Source organism: Agrobacterium tumefaciens (genome assembly GCF_005221385.1).
Lineage (GTDB): Bacteria > Pseudomonadota > Alphaproteobacteria > Rhizobiales > Rhizobiaceae > Agrobacterium > Agrobacterium tomkonis.
Map to the genome: position 1 here is coordinate 1,791,464 of NZ_CP039904.1, position 20,124 is coordinate 1,811,587.

At 59.1% G+C, this 20,124-nt stretch carries 17 protein-coding genes and 1 pseudogene; 9 read left to right on the forward strand and 9 right to left on the reverse strand.

The window, feature by feature from the left end; translation table 11 throughout:
- Nucleotides 1-20: 20 nt before the first annotated feature.
- The 4 genes from CFBP6623_RS23475 (at nt 21) to CFBP6623_RS23490 (ending at nt 3,985) form a co-directional block, all read left to right on the forward strand.
- Complete coding sequence (locus tag CFBP6623_RS23475; protein WP_080842984.1) at nt 21-917, forward strand: sugar phosphate isomerase/epimerase family protein; 897 nt, start codon at nt 21-23, stop codon at nt 915-917.
- 10 nt (nt 918-927) lie between these two features.
- Complete coding sequence (locus tag CFBP6623_RS23480) at nt 928-1,938, forward strand: Gfo/Idh/MocA family protein (RefSeq protein ID WP_080842985.1); 1,011 nt, start codon at nt 928-930, stop codon at nt 1,936-1,938.
- 8 nt (nt 1,939-1,946) lie between these two features.
- Nucleotides 1,947-2,732 carry a TIM barrel protein gene (locus CFBP6623_RS23485; RefSeq protein ID WP_052821214.1) on the forward strand — a complete coding sequence of 262 codons (786 nt, stop codon included), beginning with the start codon at nt 1,947-1,949 and terminating at the stop codon, nt 2,730-2,732.
- A 206-nt stretch (nt 2,733-2,938) separates the two neighbouring features.
- Complete coding sequence (locus CFBP6623_RS23490; RefSeq protein WP_175415505.1) at nt 2,939-3,985, forward strand: LacI family DNA-binding transcriptional regulator; 1,047 nt, start codon at nt 2,939-2,941, stop codon at nt 3,983-3,985.
- Between the two features lie 250 nt (nt 3,986-4,235).
- Here CFBP6623_RS23490 and CFBP6623_RS23495 read toward each other — a convergent pair whose 3' ends face one another.
- From CFBP6623_RS23495 to CFBP6623_RS23505, 3 genes and pseudogenes are all read right to left on the reverse strand, one after another.
- Nucleotides 4,236-5,285, reverse strand: a complete 1,050-nt coding sequence (locus CFBP6623_RS23495; protein WP_137002582.1) for a carbohydrate ABC transporter permease — start codon at nt 5,283-5,285, stop codon at nt 4,236-4,238.
- Between the two features lie 2 nt (nt 5,286-5,287).
- The gene (locus CFBP6623_RS23500) at nt 5,288-6,283 is read right to left on the reverse strand and encodes a carbohydrate ABC transporter permease (protein ID WP_080842987.1); all 996 of its coding nucleotides are present in this window, start codon (nt 6,281-6,283) and stop codon (nt 5,288-5,290) included.
- Between the two features lies 1 nt (nt 6,284).
- Nucleotides 6,285-7,085 (reverse strand): annotated as a pseudogene (locus tag CFBP6623_RS23505) (ABC transporter ATP-binding protein); the annotation flags it as partial.
- Between CFBP6623_RS23505 and CFBP6623_RS23510 the strand changes: the two are divergent.
- The 3 genes from CFBP6623_RS23510 (at nt 7,021) to CFBP6623_RS23520 (ending at nt 10,744) form a co-directional block, all read left to right on the forward strand.
- Nucleotides 7,021-8,025: an ABC transporter ATP-binding protein gene (locus tag CFBP6623_RS23510; RefSeq protein ID WP_080843263.1), complete on the forward strand. Its 1,005-nt coding sequence runs from the start codon at nt 7,021-7,023 to the stop codon at nt 8,023-8,025. The pseudogene CFBP6623_RS23505 and the gene CFBP6623_RS23510 sit on opposite strands and share 65 nt — an antisense overlap.
- On the forward strand, nt 8,022-9,707 hold the full coding sequence (locus tag CFBP6623_RS23515) for an ABC transporter permease (protein WP_080842988.1): 1,686 nt from the start codon (nt 8,022-8,024) through the stop codon (nt 9,705-9,707). The genes CFBP6623_RS23510 and CFBP6623_RS23515 overlap by 4 nt, the downstream gene beginning before the upstream one ends.
- Nucleotides 9,708-9,787: 80 nt before the next feature.
- Nucleotides 9,788-10,744 carry a hypothetical protein gene (locus CFBP6623_RS23520; RefSeq protein WP_080842989.1) on the forward strand — a complete coding sequence of 319 codons (957 nt, stop codon included), beginning with the start codon at nt 9,788-9,790 and terminating at the stop codon, nt 10,742-10,744.
- A gap of 153 nt (nt 10,745-10,897) precedes the next feature.
- On the opposite strand, the gene CFBP6623_RS23525 is transcribed toward CFBP6623_RS23520, so the two are convergent.
- From CFBP6623_RS23525 to CFBP6623_RS23540, 4 genes are all read right to left on the reverse strand, one after another.
- Entirely contained in the window at nt 10,898-11,461 is a 564-nt protein-coding gene (locus CFBP6623_RS23525; RefSeq protein ID WP_080842990.1) for a flavin reductase family protein, read from the reverse strand.
- An 11-nt stretch (nt 11,462-11,472) separates the two neighbouring features.
- A complete protein-coding gene (fdxA, locus tag CFBP6623_RS23530) occupies nt 11,473-11,808 on the reverse strand; it encodes a ferredoxin FdxA (protein WP_080842991.1) in 336 nt (111 codons plus the stop codon).
- A 103-nt stretch (nt 11,809-11,911) separates the two neighbouring features.
- Nucleotides 11,912-12,511, reverse strand: coding sequence for a superoxide dismutase (locus CFBP6623_RS23535; RefSeq protein ID WP_034498094.1), 600 nt, complete (start codon nt 12,509-12,511; stop codon nt 11,912-11,914).
- Nucleotides 12,512-12,884: 373 nt separating this feature from the next.
- Nucleotides 12,885-13,454 carry a TetR/AcrR family transcriptional regulator gene (locus CFBP6623_RS23540; RefSeq protein WP_080842992.1) on the reverse strand — a complete coding sequence of 190 codons (570 nt, stop codon included), beginning with the start codon at nt 13,452-13,454 and terminating at the stop codon, nt 12,885-12,887.
- A gap of 47 nt (nt 13,455-13,501) precedes the next feature.
- Between CFBP6623_RS23540 and CFBP6623_RS23545 the strand changes: the two genes are divergently transcribed.
- Nucleotides 13,502-14,029 (forward strand): dihydrofolate reductase family protein, encoded by a 528-nt coding sequence (locus CFBP6623_RS23545; RefSeq protein WP_080842993.1) that lies wholly within the window; start codon nt 13,502-13,504, stop codon nt 14,027-14,029.
- A 40-nt stretch (nt 14,030-14,069) separates the two neighbouring features.
- Here CFBP6623_RS23545 and CFBP6623_RS23550 read toward each other — a convergent pair whose 3' ends face one another.
- Nucleotides 14,070-15,137, reverse strand: a complete 1,068-nt coding sequence (locus CFBP6623_RS23550) for a linear amide C-N hydrolase (protein ID WP_080842994.1) — start codon at nt 15,135-15,137, stop codon at nt 14,070-14,072.
- Nucleotides 15,138-15,277: 140 nt separating this feature from the next.
- Here CFBP6623_RS23550 and CFBP6623_RS23555 point away from each other — a divergent pair, with 140 nt between their 5' ends.
- Nucleotides 15,278-16,078: a hypothetical protein gene (locus CFBP6623_RS23555; RefSeq protein WP_080843264.1), complete on the forward strand. Its 801-nt coding sequence runs from the start codon at nt 15,278-15,280 to the stop codon at nt 16,076-16,078.
- 100 nt (nt 16,079-16,178) lie between these two features.
- Here the strand turns inward: CFBP6623_RS23555 and traA are convergent, their stop codons facing one another.
- Complete coding sequence (traA, locus tag CFBP6623_RS23560; RefSeq protein ID WP_080842995.1) at nt 16,179-19,934, reverse strand: Ti-type conjugative transfer relaxase TraA; 3,756 nt, start codon at nt 19,932-19,934, stop codon at nt 16,179-16,181.
- Nucleotides 19,935-20,124: the final 190 nt, after the last annotated feature.

Consider the following 20,124-nt stretch of genomic DNA (forward strand, 5'->3'; position numbering starts at 1 on the left):
TCACTTCACTGGAAACAGCCATGAAACATACGCTCGATCCCCACATGTTCCGAGACCTTTCGCTGGCCGAGACCTGCCGCAAGGTTGCCGAACTCGGCTATGACTACGTCGAACTTTCACCCCGTCCGGATTTCCTTTCCTGGTGGACCCGGCCGAAGGTCTATCCCGAACGCGTCGCCGAATTCAAAAAGGCGCTGAAGGACCATGGTGTCGGCCTTGCGACGCTCCAGCCGATGTATCGCTGGGCAAGCCCCTATGCGGACGAATGGGAAGTGGCGATCGACAACTGGAAACGCGCCATCGAGATCGCCGTCGAGATGGAATGCCCGATGTTCGTTTCGGAATTCGGCCGCGGCGGCTCGCCGGAGCGCAGCCTCAACGACCGTTCCGGCCTGCATCGTCCGGAAACCTGCGAAGCGCAGTTCTTCCGCGCCATGGATATTCTGGTGCCGATCCTCGAACGGGAGGGGCTGGTGCTGTCGCTGGAGGCCCATCCCGAAGACTGGATCGAGGAGATCGCGCCGGCTATCGACATTATCAAGACCATCAATTCCAAGGCGGTGAAGGCCTCCTTCATCGCGCCGCATACGTTCTTCTACGGGCCGGACATGGTGGCTAACCTCCGTGCCACCGAGGGCCATCTGGTGCATGTGCGCCTTGCCGATACCTATGACCACAACAAGTCTTCTCAGCTGCGCTACATCGTCAATCCCCCCGGCTCGAAGGTCAGGGTGCATCAGCACACCGATTTCGGCCAGGGCGAGATCGACTGGGAGACCTTCTTTGCGACGCTCGCCGACATGAAATTCGACGGCGTGCTGTCGAACTGCGTGTTTGCCTGGGAAGATCGTGTCGATGAAAGCGCGCGTTTCATGCTCAGCGAAACCCGGCGATACGTCGCCAAGTACTGGAAATGAGGTTTTTCAAATGAGTGTCAGAATTGGTGTCGTCGGCACCGGCGCAATCGGGCGTGATCACGCCCGCCGTATCAACAAGGTTCTGGGCGGTGCGAAGATCGTCGCTCTCAGCGACGTCAACCGCGCATCCGCCGAGGCGGTCAAGAACGACATCGCCCCCGATGCCGTCGTTTTCGCCACCGGTGAAGAGCTGATCGCATCACCGGACGTGGATGCCGTGCTCGTCACCTCATGGGGTGCCACGCATGAGCAATATGTGCTGGCGGCCATTGCCGCCGGCAAGCCGTGCTTCTGCGAAAAGCCGCTGGCAACAACGGCGGAAGGGGCAAAACGCATCGTCGACGCCGAGGTGGCGCATGGCAAGCGGCTGGTTCAGGTGGGCTTCATGCGCCGCTACGATGCCGGTTACGTGGCGCTGAAAAGGGCCGTCGATAGCAAAATCGGCGCGGCGATCATGGTGCACGCCGCCCACCGCAATCCAACGGTTCCGGAGCAATATGTCACGCCCATGGCGATCCATGACACGATGATCCATGAGATCGACGTGCTGCGCTGGCTGCTTGACGATGACTATGTTTCGGCGCGTGTTCTCTTTCCCCGTTCGGCGGCCAGAAGCCATGCAAGGCTGAAGGACCCGCAGATCGTCATTCTGGAGACGGCGAAGGGCACGATCATCGACGTCGAAATCTTCGTCAACTGCCACTATGGCTATGACATCCAGTGCCAGGTGGTGGGCGAGGACGGCATTGCCAGCCTGCCGGAGCCGATGTCGGTGCAAACGCGCCTCGGCGCCAAGCTGCAGAACGACATTCTGACTGACTGGAAAGATCGCTTCATCGCCAGCTACGATGTGGAGTTGCAGGACTTCATCCATGCGGCGGCGAAGGGCACGGCATCGGGGCCCAACTCCTGGGATGGCTACGTCGCCGCCATCACTTCCGACGCCTGCGTGGCCGCGCAGGAAACGGACGGGGCAGCCGTCGCGATTGAGCTTCCCACCCGTCCCGCCCTTTATCAGTGAGGTCTTTCATGCGTTTTGCCATCAACCACATCACCGCGCCGAAGCTTTCCCTTGAGGAGTTCTTCGCGACAGCCCGTGAACTCGGCCTTACCGAAGTCGAAATCCGCAACGACCTGCCTGATATCGTCGGCACGGTTGAGCCGGCGGCCGTGAAGGCGGCGGCCGAAAAGGCCGGCGTAACGATCATCTCGATCAATGCGCTTTATCCCTTCAACGTCTGGTCGGGCGACCTGCCTGCGCGGGCCGTCGCGATGGCCGATTATGCGGCGGCAAGTGGCGCGAAAGCGCTGGTCATGTGCCCGCTCAATGATGGGACGCCAGTGTCTTTTGACGATCTCGTCACGGCGCTGAAGGCCATGAAGCCGATCCTCGAAGAACGCGGCCTGACCGGCCTTGTCGAGCCACTCGGCTTCCCGGTATCATCACTGCGCACCAAGGCCGAGGCCATCAAGGCAATCGACGCGGCCGGCGGCGGCGATGTCTACAGGCTGGTGCACGACACCTTCCATCACCACCTCGCGGGCGAGACGGCGTTTTTCCCGGAACGAACGGGGCTGGTCCACATTTCCGGCGTGACCGATCCTGCCGTCTCCGTGGCCGACATGCTTGACGCTCACCGCGTTCTGGTGGATGGCGACGACCGGCTGGAGAATATCGCCCAGATCAGGACACTCGAGGCGGCCGGTTACAAGGGACCTTACAGCTTCGAGCCCTTTGCGACGGAAGTGCACGAGCTGAAGGATCCGGCAGCTGCCGTGAAGGACAGCATCGACCATATCTCTCAGGGGCTCTGACCGCGTGGCCGTTCGCGGTTCGCTGCGGGCGGCGTTTCTTGCGGGAGATTAAAAACCCAGAGAAATCAATTCCGCATTTACGGATGATGCTGTAATCTTCCGGCGACGAGAGAACAGCAAACAGGCACGGGTATTTTTCAGATCGACTGCGTGGGGCAGGCTTTCTGCCCGCACCGTCCGAAGTAGAGTGGTTGAATTTCCCCTTTATGAAAATAGACAGGAAAACGACGCTTAAGGACGTGGCGCGGGAGGCGAATGTTTCGCTGAGTACCGCTTCGCATGCCCTCAACGGCACCGCACCCTTGACCACGCAGGTTCGCGAGCGGGTGCTGGAAGCGGCTCGTTCGCTCGGTTATCTCGAAAACCGCCGGCAGAAGGCGACGATCGCCACTCTGCGTGTCGTGTTGCTCGCCATGACCAATGATGCAGCGCCGCAGAGCGATCTCAATATGGTCAGCTGGACGATGCTGAACGGCTTCCGGCGTGAATGCGAGAAGCGCGGCATTCGCATCGTTCCCTTTGTCAGCACGACGAGCCGGCTCGATCCCGTTACCGTCGCGGAGGCTGCCGATGCCGACAATGTCGATGGCATCGTGGTCCTGAATGATGACAGGGCGCAACTGGTCGAGGCGCTGTCCGCGCTTTCCAGGCCGGTGGTCCTGATCAATGGCGAAGACCCGGCCATGATCGTCGATACGGTGACGGCCGAGAACCGTTTTGGTGCGCGGCTCGGTATCGAGCATCTGCTCTCACTCGGGCATCGCGACATATTGCATGTCACCTGGAAGGGCCGCACGACGATCCGCCGCCGTTATGATGGTTATAGCGACGCGTATCTCGCGGCAGGCCTGACAGTTCCGGCCGATATGGTTATCGAGGTGGAAAGCTACGAGCCGGAATGGGGCGAGGTCGCCATCCGCCGCCTGCTGGCCGAGACACGCCCGCTTAGAAACGCAACGGCGACCTTCTGCGCCGCCGATAATCTGGCGCTCGGCTGCCTGAAGGCGTTGACGGAGGCCGGTATCCGCGTTCCCGATGATGTCTCGGTGCTTGGTTTTGACGATATCATGCCGGCCGCCTTCAGCGCGCCGCCGCTCAGCACCATACAATTGCCCGCTGACAGGCTGGGCGGTGCCGCCCTTTCACTTTTGGAACAGCGGCTTGTGGCAGCTGATCCCACCCGACCGGCGCACCGGCTGGAACTCGGCTGTCGGCTGGTATTAAGGGGTAGCATCGCTCCGCCGCCAAAATAGGATCGTCGGCCCCTCTGCGGGCTGGTGGAGAATGCCTGTTGGGCGACTAATTTTCTCGCCGTCATGCCGGACTTGATCCGGCATCCAGCCGACGCGGCTCTCGCGCGGCGGAGAGACCCCTTCAGCCCAAGGACTTGGGCTGGCAGGATACAGGCTCATGGCCGGTATGACGGGGTGGAGAGGTCTCGGTACTACATCATCCAATAGTCGAAGCGGCTATGCTTTAAAGCGAGCATCCTCGAACCCCGCCTCACTTCATGCCTGTCCCCGCAATGCCTGTCGTGATGTAACGCTGCAGGAACAGGAATACGACGGTGACAGGCGCCAGGCTGAGGAAGGTCATGGCGAGGATATAGTGCCATTGCACCGAGAACTCGCCCTGGAAGGCATTCAACCCCACCTGCAGCGTGAAGTTTTCACGGCTGCTGAGAACAATCAGTGGCCAGAGGAAGTCGTTCCAGCGCCAGAGCACCGAGAAGATGGCGAGAACCGCAAGCGCCGGCGCCGTCAGCGGCAGGATGATGCGCCAGAAGATGCGGAATTCGCTTGCCGCATCGACGCGGGCCGCCTCGATCAGCTCGTCCGGAATGGTCAGCATATATTGCCGCAGCAGGAACACGCCGGTCGGCGTCGCGACCGTCGGGATGATGACGCCCCAGAGATTGTCGACGAGGCCGACGCCGACGATGACGAGATAGGCCGGCACCATGACAACGGTGAGCGGGATCATCAGGGTGGATATGATCAGCACGAAGATCGCCTTCTCGCCGCGGAAGCGGTATTTGGAGAGAGCGAAGGCTGCCATGGCATTGACGATCAGCGTCAGGATAGTCGCCACGAAAGTGACGAAGACCGAGTTCTTGAGGAAGGTCAAAAAGCTGAACCGGGTGAGCGGATCGGTGAAGTTCTCCGTCGCGATGGTCAGTTTCTGAACCGGCGTTATTTCCCGCGTATCGACGCTAACCGGCGGACCGGGATTGGCGGGGTCCACCATCTGGGCTTTGAGGCCGATGCGACGGACCATGGCCATCTCCCGCTCCATGCCGTCGATGGGGGCTTTCCAGAGGCTGAGCGGTTTGTCGTAACCCTGCACTTCCACCTGCACGGCGGCGCGCGGCAGAAGGCTCGGCGGAAACCGGGTGATTTCGGCTTCCGGTTTCAGCGATGACATGGCGGCCCAGACGACGGGGATGAGGACGGCGAGCGTGCCGCCAATAAGCCAGACCCATGACAGCATATCGGTGAGGCCGATGCGGCCGGGGCGGCGGGTGCGTGTGAGGAAGGAGACGGCGTTGGACATGGTCAGGACTCCATCTTTTTGCCAAGGCGCAACTGCACCAGCGTCAGCGCGAGAAGCACAAGGCCCATCAGAACCGATGCGGCGGATGCAAGGCCGAACAGCCTCAGATCGCTGCCGAAGGCCATCTGGTAGATATATTGCACGACGAATGTATTGGCTGTTCCCGGTCCACCACCATTGGTGAGAACCCACGCTTCATCAAATATTTGCACCGATCTGATCATTAAGAGGATGAGCACGACCAGCAGGTTGGGCCCAAGCAGCGGCAGGGTGATGCGCAGCAGGGTGCGCCGGGGCGAGGCGGCATCGATGGCGGCGGCTTCGTAGAGATCCTTCGGGATGGCCTGAAGGCCGGCGAGCAGGATCAGCGTATAAAAGCCCATGTGGAACCAGACCGAAACGACCACCACGAAAAAGCGCGACCAGCCGACATCCAGCAGGAAGATTTCCGGCGGCACGCCCAGCATCTGGAAGAAGGCGTTGAGCAGGCCGTTGCGGTCCAGAAACCATTTCCAGATGAGGCCGATGACGACGGGCGACAGCAGGACCGGATAAAAGAACATGGCGCGGAAGAAGCCGCGCGCGGCTATCGCCCTGTTGAGGATGAGGGCGGTGATGAGCGCGACCAGCAACGTGGCGATGACATTGAAACCGACAAACCACAGCGTGTTCCAGATCGCCGTCCAGAACAGCGATTCCCGGCAGCTTCCCGGGTCCATATAGCTCTGGCAATCCAGCAGCTTGCCGAAGTTTTCCAGCCCGACGAAGGGGCGGTCGGTGATCAAAAGTTCGGTGCCGCCGGTAAAGGCATAACCGACGGCAATCGCAATCGGCAGGAAGGTGAAGATGCCAAAAAGAATGAGGTTAGGCATCAGGAAGATGTAGGGCATGCGCCTTTTGCCGATCAGCCGCTCGATGAAGTTGAGCGGCACCTCGGCAATCGCCATAACGGCGTCAAGCGCGCGGTCGGACAGTCTCGCAAGCTTTGGATTTGCCATGCTACCCCCTCCCTTGGCCCGCAAGGCGCGGCAGCGCCAGTTCGGTGGCGGGATCGAAGACATGCACCTTCTCACGTGCAGGCATGATTTTGAGCACCGAGCCGGATGCGGGCGCGAAGTGGCCAGCCTGATGCACGATGATCTGGTCCTTCTCACCCTTGATATTGCCGTAGAGATAGGTCTCGGTGCCGAGGCTTTCGTGGTATTGCACCTCGAAGGGCAGACCGGCATCCGCGATGGTGAAATGTGAGGGTCGGATGCCCGCGAGAACCGCCTGTCCGGGACTGACGGTTGCCGGATCGACGAGGCAGGGGAGGGACACGCCATGGCCAGCATCGATGGCAATGCTGCCGTCCTCGGCCTTGGTGATGGTGCCCTTCAGCATGTTCATTCGCGGCGAGCCGAGGAAGCCGGCAACGAAGAGGTTGCGCGGATTATCGAAAAGCTCAAGCGGGCTGCCCACCTGTTCGATGCGCCCGGCGCGCAGCACGACGATCTTGTCGGCCATGGTCATGGCTTCCACCTGATCATGGGTGACATAGATCATAGTTGTCTTGATATCGCGATGCAGGCGGGTGATTTCGGCGCGCGTCTGCACGCGCAGTGCCGCATCGAGGTTCGACAACGGCTCATCGAACAGGAAGATGTCAGGTTCGCGCACGATGGCGCGGCCGATGGCGACGCGCTGGCGCTGGCCGCCGGAAAGCTGTTTCGGCTTGCGGTCGAGATAGGGCTCGATGGCAAGCATCCGCGCCGCCTCGTTGATGCGGCTTTCGATCTCCGCCCGCTTGAAGCGCAGGTTCGCCGGGTTTCACCAACAGGACAGTGGCAGCATCAGCATCGAAAGACAGGCGATTGAGCATGTGCCCGCCCATAAGCGTGATGTCGGGATGGTATTTCAGGATTACGCAGTTTTTCCGCATATTTCCGTGTTCGATAATATTGCCTTCGGTCTGAAGCAACGTAAGGCATCGTCCGCCGAGATCCGCGAACGAGTCGCCAAGATCCTCGATATCGTGCAGCTTGCTCCGTATGCCAAGCGCATGCCGCACGAGCTTTCCGGCGGCCAGCAGCAGCGTGTGGGCCTCGCGCGCGCACTGGTCATTAATCCCAAAGTGCTTTTGATGGACGAGCCGCTATCCAACCTCGACGCCAAACTGCGCGTGGACCTGCGGCGGGAACTGCGTGAAATCCAGCAGGCCATGAACATCACGACGGTTTATGTTACCCATGATCAGGAAGAGGCGCTCGCCATGTCCGATCTGGTTTGCGTCATGTATGGGGGAGTAATTCAGCAGGCTGCGCCACCCTGGGAAGTCTACAATAATCCCTCTAACCGTTTCGTCGCGTCTTTCGTTGGAGCCAATAACTTCCTGGCGCTTGATCGCACGGGCGGGCAGACATTCCTGTCAGGCCACAAGGTTGCACTGCCGCAAGCGGATGCGATTTCACCGGAACGGAAGGTCGTCGCAGCGATCCGCCCCGAGGCGATTTCAATGGGTCTTTCCGCGATCTCTGCTCAAGACTGCATCGACCTGCCCGTGACCATCCGTCAGGTCAGTTTCACCGGACGCGAAATGAACGTGGCGGCCGTACTCTCCTCGGGTGAAGAGATCGAGGCAATCACCAAGCCGTCACCAGAGATCATCGCCCTCGAGCCGAACCAGAAGACAACCTTTTCCTGGCGGGCGGCCGATACTCAGCTTTTCGGTGAAGGTGTGACGGGGGAGCGCTTGTCATGACGGATATGACCGCCACTTCAACGCCTGGAGGTTTTCGCCTGCGGCTGCCGGGTTTCTGGACAAGTGTCACGGCGCTTGCCGTGATCTTGCTGGCAATTTTCCTGATCCTTCCGATATTCAGCGTGTTTTTCATCAGCTTTTTTGATGCAAAGACCGGTGCGCTCGGGCTCAGCAATTACGCGGAGGTATTCACGCGCCGGTTTTACACCGTGGCCCTTTGGAACACATTGCTGATCGGCGTCCTGGGCATGCTCGGTGCCTGTCTACTTGGGATCCCGCTTGCATTTTGCACGTCGCGTTATCGCATCAAGGGACGCACATTCATCGCGACCTTTGCAGTTCTTGTTCTCTGCGCACCGCCTTTCATCGGTGCTTATGCCTGGATCATGCTGTTCGGCGCCAACGGTGCGGTTACCAACCTTTTGTCTTTTGCCGACATCTCGTTGCCAACGATTTATGGAATACCCGGCATCGTCATGGTCTTCAGCCTGAAGTTCTTCCCGTATATCTTCCTGATGACGGAAAATGCTCTGAACACCATCAACAAGTCTTATGAGGATGCGGCGGAAAACCTCGGCTGCACGGCGTTTGAGCGTTTCCGCAAAATCACCTTGCCCCTTGTTTTTCCAGCAGTCAGCACAGGTGCGATCATCTGCTTCGTGCTTTCCATCGCCGACTTCGGAACACCGGCCATTCTTGGCAAGGGCATCAGAACGCTATCGACCATTGCCTATGCGCAATATACCTCCGAAATGGCGGGCACGCCGACCATGGCCGTCACGATTTCAATGGTGATGATCGGGATTTCCATGGCAGCGCTTCTTCTCCAACGGCACATTCTCGCCAAGCGCCGCTACGCCAGCTCCCTGACCAACCGACCCGTTAAACAGTCGATGCGCCCGCTGAAGTCATTCATCGTTCACGGTTTCTGCTATCTGGTAGTGTTCATTGCCATGCTGCCTTCTCTAACGGTCATCTATACATCTTTCCTGGCGACGAACGGCCCCGTCTTTACCGGCGGCTTCGGGTTGGACAGCTATGCTCGCATTTTGAGGGATTCCCCTCAGGCCATAGCCAACAGCTTTACCTTCGCACTGGCCGCAGTGGTGCTTATCGCGGTCGTCTCCGGGCTCCTGTCCTTTATCGTCGTGAGGCGCGATAATGCCGTTTCCGGCTCGCTCGATCTGTTATTGATGGTGCCGTATCTCATTCCGGGCGTCGTTATGGCGATCGGTTACGTCACGACGTTCCGATATCCTCCTTTCGATATCACCGGGACGGCGCTCATCATCATCCTTCTGGTGTTCATACGCCGGCTGCCCTATGGCGTCCGATCCACGACATCGATCCTCAGGCAGATCAAGCCGTCGATCGAGGAGGCGGCGGTTAATCTTGGAGCTTCACCCGCAAAGACATTCCTGTCGGTGACGGTGCCATTGATGTTGCCAGGCCTCATCATCGGTTCGCTGATGAGCTTCATCACCGCCATCAACGAGCTTTCCTCGACGCTGATCCTTTATACGGCGCGCACGATTACCATGCCGGTCCTGATCTACATCCAGGTAATCGACGGTGAATTCGGGACTGCGGCCGCGCTTTCGACCGTACTATTGGTCAGCACCGGGATCTGTGTCTTCGTCGTCTTTCGCCTTTCGGAAGACAAGGAAGCTTCCTTCGTCTGACCTCTTACACCCCAGTAAAGACAATAGCTGCGGCGACCGACGTGTCGCCGTCCGCTACCCTCTGCAAGGAAATCAACAAAATGAATATCGCGAGCTTTTCGCAATCGAAATACAAGAACGCCGCAACGCCGGGGGACGACGTGGCAGTTCTTCTTCCCGGCCGGGTTCTGGCTGTTTTCGACGGTGCGACCGATCCGACCGGAGCAAGTTACGACGGGCTGAGTTCCGGCCGTATCGCCGCACTTGCCGCAGCAAACGCGGTCGCCGAGATGAGCATAAAGGGCACCTTGCAAAGCTGTGAGGCGGCAGCTCTGTTTCAAAGTATCAGCGACCTCCTGAAATGCGAGGCTAAGCGCATCAATGCAAGCCATCCGCCATCCACAACGCTCGCGATTGTTGCAGATCTGGGTGACAGTTTTCGCCTGCTTCTGGCCGGGGATTCTGGTGTGCGTATCAACGGTACCCGCCTCCTGCAGCACGCCAAGCTAATAGACAAGGTCAGCACGTCGGCGCGAATCCATGTTTTCAAAGGGCTCCTGGCGACGCATGGGGACGGCGATGCTGCTGAGGCAAAAACCCGCGCCACCATATTTTCCGGCCTTCACGCTGCTGTTAAAGCTGGCATCATGACGATGCCGGAAGCCGAGAAAGTCGTCGCCGCCGCGGCTGTCGCAAGCGGCCTTCAAAACGATATGGAAGCGGTCGAAGAGTTCCTGATGGGCGGCATTCGTGTCCAGCCACATTATGCAAACAGGCAGGGCCATGTTCTCGGTTACGCGTCGATCAACGGTGGGCAGGTGATAGGGGAGGGCTTGGTCGATCTCACCCTCGCCAAGGACACGGTCACAAGCCTCGAAATCTTCTCCGATGGTTATCTGTCATTGCCGACCGGTGTAGACATTGCCGATTGGGAGGCGGAATTTGCCCGCGTCGAGGCAGCAGATTTTCACAAGCTCAGCGACTACCCGTCGGTGAAGGGATCCACAACGGGCGAATTCAGTGACGACAGGACGGTGATATGCCTAAAGGCTCGGTAATAAATCTGCTGCGGCAGGTATGGGGTCGCTGGCTGTGTTCTACCAGGCTGCAAGATCCCATAATTGACTGCCAGGCTCTCGCCACTTTGTGGGAGTGTTAAAGCCGACTGAAAGACGCTGTGTATCTGAGGTCGTCGGGGGAACCCTGGATCGCTAGCCCCCCGTCTCTCTGCCGGTATAGGAGCGTTCGCTCCAAAGCAGGGCTTTGCGTGAGGGATCTGGGATCGATTCGGTGATGGCGCCAACGAACAGGATGTGGTCGGCGGCATCAACGGAGCCGACGAGCTCGCAATCAAGGGAGAGTAGCGCCCCGGCAAGCTGAGGGCTTCCTGAAGGCCAGGGATCCCACTGGCCGATCGAAAACCGATCCGGCAGGTTTCCCTTCCCCGCGAAAACGTCGGCGATCTCTTCCTGGCCCCTGGACAGCGCGGCGACGGAAAACCGCCGGCTTGCGGCTATGAGGTCGACCATACGGCTGCTGGCGTCGATGGAGATCATCAGAAGCGGTGGCTCCGCGCTGAGCGGCATGTAGGAGGTGATCGTACGTCCGATCCGCTCACCTCCATGGGCGGATGAGGCCACCGCGACGGTGAAGGCGAGGGCGCTCATCGCGTCCTTGAACTCACGTGGTGAGACTGCCGGCGTAGCGGAGGCTTTCAGCGGAAGATGCGCGTGATTGACCGCACCGCCATCGATGAGCCTGAGGTTATGAGACATGCGACACCGGGCTAACCGCCCGCTCCCGGTTTTTTCGAAAAAATGGAAAACTTGGCCGCCGCGCCATTCATGATATCGGCATTCTCCGGCGGCGCTCTCTTTTGATGCACGCGCGGCCAGATGCCGGAATAGTGGCGGTTGAGGTCGAGCCAGACGTGCAGTCCCGGCTCCGTATCTGGCCTGATCGCTGCGGCGGGGCACTCTCTCTCGCAAATGCCACAGTCGATACATTGATCGGGATGGATGACGAGCATGTTCTCGCCTTCATAAAAACATTCGACCGGGCAGACGTCCACACAGTCCATATATTTGCAGGCGATGCAGTTTTCGGTGACGACATAGGGCATCTGGGTGCTCGAACGGAATGGCAGCCGGATGGCGGCTGTCCGGCTGCGCCTGAGCCGACGGGCCGCACGAGGTAGCGGCGCCGGCCGGATTGGTTCAATCAGATCAGAGACGACCGGCGACCGCCTGCCAGTTCACCAGATTATCGAGGAAGTTCTCGATATAGGCCGGGCGCTTGTTCCGGAAATCGATGTAATAGCTGTGTTCCCACACATCGCAGCCAAGAAGCGCCTTCTGTCCGGAGCACAGTGGATTGACCCCGTTTTCAGTGCGGGTAATTTTCAGAGAACCATCGGTATCCACTACCAGCCACGCCCAGCCGGAGCCGAACTGGGAAGCGCCGGCAAGGGCGAAATTCTGCTTGAACAATGCTACCGAGCCGAAGGACTGTGTCAGCGCCTCTTCCAGCACCTTGGGCATCGCATGATGCTCAGGCCCCATGATTTCCCAGAAGAGAGTGTGGTTCCAGTGCTGGGAGGCGTTGTTGAATATGCCGGATTGTGCCACCGCACCCTTCTCATAGGTGCCTCGGACGATCTCTTCGAGGTTCCTGTTTTCCCACTCGGTCCCTGATATCGCCTTATTGAGATTGTCGACATAGGCTTTGTGATGAAGATCATGATGGAACTTCAGCGTCTCCTCGGACATCCCCGAGGGGGCGAGCGCATCATGGGCATAGGGCAGGTCGGGAAGCTGGAAAGCCATGGGGTATTCCTTTGTCAACTGTTCGCTCAAGAGCATGAAAGAGCCTTGCGAAAACAAGGTGACCGTACTTCTAGGACCTCAATCGCGGTTGAGGTCAAGCGGTTTTTTGACGCCATGCCAACGGCGTGCCGCCGTGATGGTGAGGGCAGGCCAGCCAACGGGACTGCGCTTCGGTTTGCTCGCTTTTGCGCCTAGAATTTCTTGCTGACGCCGAGTTTCGCCCCTGCTGATGTTTCCCGATCGCCCTCTATGTTGAAAAGGAGTGCTGCATCAAGCGACCAGTTTTCTGCCGTCTCCATGGAAACACCCGTCGTGAGGGAGCCAAATGCGCCAGATCCGTCAAGACTTGAGACACCGACAGTACCCCTGAATTTCACCGCCCAGCCCGTTCCACCATGTCCACCCAATCCTGAAGCGCTCTTCGAATTGCCGAATCCGCGTCTTCACCGCGGGTGAACGCCCACCACGTGTGCGCGCCCTGCCAGACGGCCGCCATCTGCCAGCCGAGGCTCGCTGCGGCTTTTTCATCTTTCGAGACCCGACGCCCCAGCGATTGTGCGAGAATCTTGCCCCAGAGGGCACCTTTCGCCCTGAGTTTCGGATTGCGGATATCTTCTCTAAGCAGCAGGAGTCCGTCACAGGCGTTCTTTTCTGCAGCGTCACCCGGCATAAGCCGTATCAGCAGGGATATCGCGCCCTGCGGCGTCAACGGCTCCTCCTCGTCCCCTGTCCGCGTCTGCGCCAGCAGGTTGTCCCATGCGCGCATCAGCACAGACTCCACAAGGTCTTCGCGGTTGCCGTAGCGCTGTACCAGCGTAGCGGCAGAGAGGCCACTGGCTTTGGCGGCGGCAGCGAAGGTCAGACCGTCAGGCCCTGTCTGCAACATCAGCGGCAGCAGGGAGTCAAGCACCTCTTCATCGGAAACAAGCTTGTGTCTTGGCATGAGGATACTTATAAACGAATATTCATTTATAAATCAAGGAGGGTGGAATGGCAATCATTCGTGGATATATAGCTGCCAGTCTGGACGGCTTGATCGTAGCGGGAGACGGGTCTCTCGACTGGCTCTACAAGTATGACGACATGGACCTCGGCGAACATGATTATCGCCTGTTCCTGAAGGGGATAAGGACTGTGGTCATGGGACGGGCGACCTATGATTTCATTGCCGGGGAGCAGAGCCCCTGGGCCTATGACGGCCACCGTGTCATCGTCGTCACGTCGCGGCCGATCGAGCAGCCGAAAGGCGCGCTGGAAGTGCGCGCCGACCCGGACTCGCTGATCGAGGAATTGCGTGCTCTCGATGACGGCGATGTCTGGATGCTCGGCGGGGGCCGGCTGCAGATGGCCTTCATGGAGCGCGGCGCGCTGGATGAGATCGAAATATATGTGATCCCGGAAATGCTCGGCTCCGGCCAGCCTCTCTTTCCTCTGACCGGTTATCGGGCAAGCCCGACGCTGATAAGTGCAACAGCAATCGACAAGGGCTGTGTGAGATTGCATTACCGCTTTTCATGACGCTCCGGCGACCATGGAACCGCAGCGGCCAGGATGAGACTCAAAGCCCCAGAAATTTGAAAGGTTGAGCCTCCTTCAGGCTATCATTCGCCATGCCGGAATAGATATGGATCTGATTGGCGCCGAGGTCGAGTTTCTTCACTGCACCCGTCTCTTTGGAAAGATCGAGCTTCGTCAGGTCAATCCAGAAAATATTCGGTGTCAGTGCGGATTCGAAGAAATAGAGCTTGCGCTTGTGATCGATCACCGTGCGCCAGCGGGTGGAGGATATGTTGGGCTGGTCCGGGGTCGTGATGCCGTAAGGAACGGAGACGTTGCGGATGACACTGAATACGCTTGCGATGGCTTCGACCGGGTTTTCGCTTTTGGGTATTGCGTTTGCGTAAAAGGATGCGCGGGCAAAACGGTCGGACGCGCGGTTCGTGCCCGGCAGCATGACGGTGCCGCCAATCTGCTTCCAGTATTCGTTCAATGCCAACTGATGGTCGAAAGTCGGCGAATTGGTCATCACCTGATACTGGCGGCCGTGATGGATGACCTGCTTGCCATCGATATATTCAACGATCGCACTGTCGCCACTCCCATCGGAGAGCGATAGATGCAGTGTCGCCAGACGCTCTTCGCCGGGGACATTATCAGTCACGATCGTGAACGGGTTTTTCTCGAGCGCACGCACCGCTTCCTCCACGGTCGCGAAATTGTCGAGCACATATTGCGCCCATGCTGCGATGGACAAGCCCGGAGATTTCCCGTCATAGACGGGATAACTCGACTCAACGAGCCAGAGAACGTTGGCCGCCAGGCCTGCCTCGTTCACGCCGTCCGTCGTGGAAATGTCGTAACCCGATGCAATGACGCTGCCATATTTCGAGGTCCATTTTATGGAGTTCGGACCGGCCTCACCGGAACGGTCCATGCCGCGGGGGAAAACCCAGATATTTGTCCCCACATCGGTTTTCCAGTCCATCGAACGGGCCGTCATTACCTGATTATTCTCGCCCAAATAAACGAAACGCGTGCAGGCTTCCGCAACTGACGTGGTGAGCGTGGCGATGGAAACCATGGCGGCGGTGAAGGCAGAGAAAAGCGGCAGGGTCTTCGGGCGCATTTAAACGTCTCCGGTGCTTTCGGTACAAGATACAGCGTACGATAGAAGATCGGACTTGTTGGCGGGAGTCAAATAGGTTTAGCTACGGGCAATTACTTGGGGAGAAGGCATTGCTAAAATATTCGGTTTTTGCGGTCTTTATGGCCTTTTCCGCAACTGCCGCCTCAGGCGCGGATGAGGTTCGTGCCGCGCCCGCAACGGTTGATGGAGCCGATTGGGCGTTTCAGGCCACGGGTTATCTGTGGGCCACTGGTTTGAACGGCAACATCTCGCCGTTCCGGCGGGCGCCCACGCTTCATGTCGAAAAATCCTTCTCCGACGTGATGGAGGATCTCAACTTCGGCGGGTTTCTTAACGTCTGGGGCCGTTATGACCGCTTCGTCCTTTCCGGCGACATCATGTATGTCGATACGACGGACAGCAAGGCGGCCGGGCCGCTGCCAGCGCTGCAGATTCCCGGTTTACCAACCTTGCCGGCCGGCGCTGCAATCGATGCAGATGTAGACACGCAGGAATTCATGGCGACGCTGCAGGCCGGGTACCGCATCGTTGACGCAGATGGATTTTCGCTGGACGCGCTGGCCGGGGCTCGCTTCTGGCATATTTCCAATGAGGTGGCGGTGACCGCCAGCCATCCCCTAATCGGCAGCGTGTCCGCCACCCACAAGGAAAGTTTTGGCTGGATAGATCCCGTCATCGGCGCACGCGCTTTTTTCAGCCTGACGGATAAGCTGTCCGTTCAGGGGCAGGTGGATATCGGCGGCTTTGGCGCGGGATCCGATCTCACCTGGTCAGCCTTGGCTACGGTCAACTACATCTTCACCGACACATTGTCCGTCTCGGCAGGCTATAAGGTGCTCGATGTCGATTATTCAGACGATGGTTATGTTTTTGATTCCCGATTGAGCGGGCCTGTGATGGGCCTAACTTACCGGTTCTAGTCATTGTTTGTCTCAGTCTCCGCCATAATGGGTCCACGGCCCAGAAGACGGAGGCGACCGGCGCAACAGCTAGTTAATGCTATGTAGCAGTCAGCGCTAGCTAACGGCTCCATCCAAGCCCGCGAGACCGGTTCATTTGCTGTTTCAGCGTATGGTCATGGCTGAGCTCAGCATGGCGTGTACGATGCACAATACGGGCGATCGCCTCGATCTGCGCGGCCTGTTTTGCGAGTTCGGGACGTGATGCAAGCTCCTCGGCGAACTTGCGAGGATCAGAACTACCGAACCGCCGCGTGAGCGCATCAACCACCAGCTTTGCCTCATCGAGCGCGGCTTGCCCCTCAGGTGACGATCGCAGCTCTTTGATGAACTTGCTTCTCCGCTCGACCGGCATCTTCTCCACCTGGCTGATGATCTCGGCGCTGCGCGGCGTGAGGCCGGGCACTTCGATCACGTCACGCTTTTCACGCTGCCATTGTTCGCTTGCGCGTTCTTCTCCCACCCGACGCTCCCATGCCTCGGAGACATAGCCGATATGGGCGGAGAGAGATCTCGCATATTGCAGCGCCTCTTTGCGCTCCTTGTTGTTTCCGAACAGACCGGACTTGCCGCGCAGCTCCCCGAACCGCTCGGGTTGCTCGGCCATGGCCTTTGCCATGATCTTGCCATTGCCTTCCTTCTCGGTCATCGCGGTGCGCAGTCTCGCGGCGACCTCGGCCGGATCACGGAACACGTGCCGCACCAGAGATTCGACCGTATCGAATTGCTGCTCGATAACCGACATCGCCCTGATCTGCGCCACCGCTTCGATGCTGCGTTGGTATTGGGTGATGGCTGGTACCAGCGGCGCTGGCTTACCGGGTTCCAGCCACGATTGCTGGCCGACAGCTTCTGTGGGGGCAGGGAGGGTGCTGTCTTTCGACATGAGGTCGGACCAGCGGATGCGGCGATATCCTTTATTCTCCTCCGTCCGATCGTCGCGCCGTCCGTCATCGATATTTCGGGCGAACTGATTGCGACGATCCTCGCAGCGAACAGGGCCGGCCAGATCGCCGCCAGGTTCCTCGTAAACCCGCTGACGTTCCGATGGCCGGCCCTGCTGTTCCCGTTGCAGATGGGCCGCGCGGGACACGACGTCTTGACGCTCATTCCGGTCGGAAGCAAGTTCAATCTCGCTTCTGAGCCCGAGCTGCTCCGTGATGCCCCGCCGCTCGGCAAAGTCCCTGACATAGTCCAGCGTGGTTTCCTTCGCGCCGGAACGCGACAGGCGGCCTGCCAGCTTCTGGTAGGCCAGTTCATCACCCTTGATGACACGCCATGCATTTCGCTCGGCCTTTGTACCGTCCGGAAGCGTGACGGGCGTCGCGCCTTCATGCTGCAGGGAAATCCTGTCCCCGATCTTTGGCGAGGCATCTCGCATGGCCCGCTTGAGATCGACGCCCCACACCGTGCGCCGCTCGTCCTTGTCGTTCTCCAGGGTCACAAAATAGTTTTCTCTCGCCTGGCGACTATGCTCGTAGGGCGCAACGCCGTGATCAACCAGCCGGCCCGCATTGGTGAACTCCTGGAGGTCGGCATAGAGTTGCACGCTGTCGCGATGCCTTGTCATGGCGACATAGGTCAGATGCCGGTCCATGGTGCCGGACGCCAGCACGAAAGCGCGATCAACCGTCGCTCCCTGGTTTTTATGGATCGTCGTCGCATAACCGTGGTCGATCGCCTGGTAGCTGTCCGTGGCAATGCTGACACTGTCGCCGCCTCGGCCATCGAGCTGGGCGATGATCTTGTTTGGCTCGACATGCTCGACGGTGCCAAGCATGCCGTTTTTGACGCCGAGGTCGCGGTTGTTCTCGAGGAAGATTATCCGGTCACCGGGAGCGAAAGCGCGGTTGCCGTTACTGGTCTGGAAGGTGAGTTCTCCAACTGCCTCACTTTTCCCTCCGGCCTTACCATCCGCTTGCTCTGCACCAGCGCTCAGCTCGTCACGGTTCCCCAGCCTTTGTCGGTTTTGAAGCTCCGAGCGGATGGCAGCATTGAGGACGCGCACATCGGCGCGGCGATGCGCCATGGCAACCCGGCTGCCATCGGCACGCCGCTCACTATCGGCAACATAATCACGCACGATCTGCGCCATCGCCTTGTCGCGGCTTTCCGCAAAATGAATGTCGCCGTGCTCGCGGTAAGCAGCCAGCCCCTCGGCCGTTTTGTGGGTGGCAAAGGCAACCGATGCTTCTCGCTGCCAATCATGGCGCTGGCGGCGAATGCCGGAAAGCTCGACATGGCCAATCTGCTCGGCAATCGCCCTGAAGGGTGCACCGGCTCCGATTGCCTGCAGTTGCTCATGGTCACCGACAAGCACGATCTTTGCGCCTCGCTCCTCCGCTTCTCCGATGAACCGGGCAAGCTGACGGCTGCCGACCATGCCGGCCTCATCGATGACGAACACGTCACGTCGGCCGATCAGATCCCGGCCATGGTCCCAGCTGTATGACCATGACGCAAGCGTGCGGCTCTCTATGCCGGAACTTTCCTCAAGCCCCTCGGCTGCCTTTCCGGCTAATGCCGCACCATGGACCTGATAGTCTTGAGCCTCCCACGCCTCGCGAGCGGCTGCCAACATGGTGGACTTTCCGGCGCCGGCAAACCCGACCACGGCCGCAATGCGTTCTCGCCCGGTAATATGCTCGATCGCCTGACGCTGTTCGGCCGACAATCCCGCAGACGGATCGCTCGCAGCCGACGGTCCGCCAGAGCTTGTCCGAAGAGAGCGATCCTGCCTCTCCATGGCGCGCTCGACATGGCGATGATCGACACCATGGGACTGCGCCTGATGCAACCGGTTCGCCGATCGCGCCATTGCGAGTTCCAGGTCGATCATTTCCCGTGTCGAATAGCGCGAATTGGAAACCTCGCCTGTCTCGTGATCGATGCGCTCAGCCTGGAGTTCCACCAGCGCCGGCGAGGCCATGACAGCGGCAAAGGCGTTCCGGAACGTTTGGGCGTCATCGTTGATATAGCGATGCAAGGTTTTGGCGATATCGTGCCGATCGAACACGCTCTTCTCATGGCTGATCAGCGTCAGAACCTGTTCCGGTTTTTGACGGATCAGTTCGGCATTTTGGCGTGCTGCCTCGTCATCCAGCCGGCCGCGCTCGACCGTCAATCCTTGCTGCTGCATCTGCGAGGCATGCACGCCCATGTGCTCGGTCGGCGACAACTCAAGACCGCGCTCCACATGCGAGCGATGATCGATGCGAACATCCAGGCCTTCGCGTTGAAGCTGACGGTTGGCAATGCCTTCCCATGCCTGCCGGATATCGCGAAGCTGCATGTCGGTTGTCGCCATACCATTTGCCAGCAGCCGTGCGTTCTTGTGCTCAAGATAAGTTTTCTCGCCAAGACGGGTTTTGCCAAGCTGTCGCGTCGTCATCAGCACATGCGCGTGGTAGTTCCTAATATCACCATGCTCGCTTGGCGAATGGATTGCAAAATCCACGGCCGCGCCATAGCGGTTTGCAAGATCCTGGGCAAAGGCGCGTGCAGCCTTCAGTCTCCCTTCTGGCGACAGCTCATGCGGAAGCGCGATTTCGAATTCGCGGGCGACGCGGGCATCCCTGCGCTTTTCTGCAAACTCGGCAGCGTTCCACAAGGCAGAACGATCCAGAGCCCAATCGGCAGAAAGACCGTCCGGCAGCACGATCTCCTTATGCTCGACGCCCTCTTTGCGGGTGAAGTCATGCACGAGGCCATCGCGATGATTGGTGAGGAGAACCGCGCAACGATAGGCGGCAGATGCCACAGCGCTTCGGCCGGATGAGCGCGAGACAGGTTTGGTGCTGAGATGATAAATCGCCAAACGAAATCTCCGATCCGCAAACGGGGAAATTCAGCGCGCTGACGCGTGGCAAGTCGTAAGTGCGCCCTTGTCTGTTTACCGGTGGCGACGCTAGCAACATCGAACGGGTGTTTCGACTGCTAAAAGTGGTCAGCAAAATTCAACCTGAGATAATGAACCCGTCAATGTTCGCTATTGAGGAACGCCGGTA